This is a genomic window from Sphingomonas sp. (assembly GCF_035555815.1).
Taxonomy (GTDB): Bacteria; Pseudomonadota; Alphaproteobacteria; order Sphingomonadales; family Sphingomonadaceae; genus Sphingomonas.
Window position 1 is genome coordinate 1 of record NZ_DATMGG010000137.1, and the last position, 2,547, is coordinate 2,547.

At 71.9% G+C, this 2,547-nt stretch carries 4 protein-coding genes; all 4 read left to right on the forward strand.

Going from position 1 to position 2,547, the window contains the following annotated elements; all coding sequences use genetic code 11:
• Positions 1-305, forward strand: a 305-nt coding sequence (locus VNR91_RS07650) for an ATP-binding cassette domain-containing protein (RefSeq protein ID WP_325490178.1), incomplete at its 5' end; no start/stop codon positions are given.
• Positions 302-1,231: a cell division protein FtsX gene (locus tag VNR91_RS07655; RefSeq protein WP_325490179.1), complete on the forward strand. Its 930-nt coding sequence runs from the start codon at positions 302-304 to the stop codon at positions 1,229-1,231. The genes VNR91_RS07650 and VNR91_RS07655, both read left to right, overlap by 4 nt.
• The gene (locus VNR91_RS07660; RefSeq protein WP_325490180.1) at positions 1,228-1,770 is read left to right on the forward strand and encodes a YdcF family protein; all 543 of its coding nucleotides are present in this window, start codon (positions 1,228-1,230) and stop codon (positions 1,768-1,770) included. The genes VNR91_RS07655 and VNR91_RS07660 overlap by 4 nt, the downstream gene beginning before the upstream one ends.
• Positions 1,767-2,453: a lysophospholipid acyltransferase family protein gene (locus VNR91_RS07665; protein ID WP_325490181.1), complete on the forward strand. Its 687-nt coding sequence runs from the start codon at positions 1,767-1,769 to the stop codon at positions 2,451-2,453. The genes VNR91_RS07660 and VNR91_RS07665 overlap by 4 nt, the downstream gene beginning before the upstream one ends.
• The last annotated feature ends 94 nt before the right edge of the window (positions 2,454-2,547 follow it).

Consider the following 2,547-nt stretch of genomic DNA (forward strand, 5'->3'; position numbering starts at 1 on the left):
GGTCCAAGCCGCCGACGCTGTCGGGCGGGGAGCAGCAGCGCATCGCCATCGCCCGCGCGGTGATCGGCCGGCCGGAAATGCTGGTCGCCGACGAACCGACCGGCAACGTCGATCCCGACATGGCCGAACGCCTGCTCCACCTGTTCGACAGCCTCAACCGGCTGGGAACGACAGTGGTGGTCGCGACCCATGATTTCGATCTGCTCAGCCGCATCCCCAATGCGCATATGATGCGGATCGAGGGCGGCCGCGTGCTGGATCCGACCGGCAGCCTGCGCTTTCCGCCCGGACGGCCGCAATCGTGAGCGCCCCGGCCATCACCAACGACGTCGCCGATCGGACCGAGGACGATCCGGCGACGCTGCTGGGCATCAGCGCGGGCAAACGGCTGCTCGACGACAGCCGGCGTGCGCGGGCGATGAGCTGGGTGATGGCGGTGATGCTGTTCCTCACCGTGCTGGCCGGCGCGCTCGGGCTTGGCACGATGGGCGCGGCGCGCAGCCTCGACCGCCAGCTCGCCGGGCGGCTGACGGTGCAGCTGGTCGGCGCGCGCGACGACGCGGTGTCCGCGCTCGCCGACCGGCTGCGCGCGATGCCGGAGGTCGGCGCGGTGCGGCCGGTGCCGCGCGCCGAACTGGCGCGGCTGCTCGAACCGTGGCTGGGCGATGCCGGGCTCGACGCCGACCTGCCGATGCCGGCGATGATCGACGTCGACCTGCACGATCCGGGGGATGCCGCGTTCGACGCCGTCGCCGGACGGGTGCGCGCCGCCGCCCCGCAGGCGCGGGTCGACCGCAATGCCGCATGGCTGGCGCCGGTGCGCAGCTTCGTGGTGTCGCTGGCGTGGCTGGCGGGTGGGCTGGTGCTGCTGATGGCCGGCGCGACCACCGCGATCGTGCTCTTGACCGCGCGCGCCGGACTCGACACCCACCGCGATACCATCGAGGTGCTGCACATGCTGGGATCGACCGACATCCAGGTGGCGCGCCTGTTCCAGCGCCGCATCGCGCTCGATACGCTGATCGGCGGCGCGGTCGGCACCGTGTGCGCGCTGGCGACGGTGGCGGTGATCGGCACGCGCATCGCCGATCTCGATTCGGCGCTGACCAGCGGGATCGGGCTATCTGCGGTCGACTGGGCGCTGCTCGCCGGGCTGCCGCTGCTGTTCGCGCTGCTGGCGATGGCGGCGGCGCGGATCGCGGTGGTCCGCGCGCTCAGGCAGGTGCTGTGAAGCGGCTGGTCCGCCTGTTCGCGCTCGCCGCGCTCGCCTATCTGCTCGGCTTCGCGCTGTTCAGCTTCGCGCTCGGCCGCCCGCTCGGCGCGCAAAGGACCGACGCGATCGTGGTGCCGACCGGCGGCCCCGGCCGGATCGCGCGCGGCATCGCGGTGCTCAAGGCGGGCGAGGCGAAGCGGATGCTGATCAGCGGCACCGCGCCCGACGTGCGCCCGATCGAGCTGGCGGTCGAATACAAGGTCGAGCCGCGCTGGTTCGCCTGCTGCATCGACCTGGGGCATGAGGCGGTCGACACCCGCTCCAACGCCGAGGAAACCGCGGAATGGGTGCGCGCGCACGACTTCCGATCGGTGCGGCTGGTGACGGCGGACTGGCACATGCCGCGCGCACGGATGGAGCTTCGCCACGCGCTCGGCACCGACGTCACGGTGGTCGCCGACGCGGTGCAGACCAATCCGCAATTCACCATGCTGGTGCGCGAATACAACAAGTACCTGGTCCGCCGCGCCGCGACGCTGTTGGGGATCGGCGGATGACCGCGCGGTTGCGGACGATCGCCTTCGTGGTCGCCTTCTACGGCGGCAGCGTGTTCTATGTGCTCGCCACGCCGACCGTCGCCCTCTTCGGCGAAGCGGCGATGCGGTACTGGGTGCTCGCCTGGGTCCGCTTCCACGCCGGTTGCGCGAAATATCTGCTCGGGGTCGCCAGCAGCGTCACCGGCGCGCCACCCGCCGGGCAGGCGTTGATCGCCGCCAAGCATCAGTCGTTCTTCGAAACCTTCGAGCTGATCCGCATCCTGGGCGGCCCTGCGGTGGTGATGCGGCGCGAGTTCGGGCGCATCCCGCTATGGGGCTGGGCGGCGCGGCGGTACGGGGTGATCATGATCGATCGGGCCGGCTCCGCCGCGGCGCTCCGCGGCATGATGCGCGCGGCGGCGGCGGCCAAGGCGCAGGGCCGGTCGGTGGTGATCTTTCCCGAAGGCACCCGCGTCAAACCGGGCGAGGCGCCTCCGCTCCGCCCCGGCTTCGCCGGCCTCTACCGCGCGCTTGCGCTGCAGGTGGTGCCGGTGGCGATCGACAGCGGCCGGCTGTGGCCCAAAAGCGGAGCGAAGCGCGCGGGCATCGTCACCTTCGCGTTCGGCGATCCGATTCCCCCCGGCCTGCCCCGCGCCGAAGTGGAGGCGCGCGCCCATGAAGCGATCAACGCGCTGGAAAGGTGAGCGCCGCGCCGTTCAGTGATCCGACCGGCCGAAATCGGGCCGGGCATCGTCCTGGCCTTGTTCGATGATCGATCGGCGGATCGCGCGGGTCTCG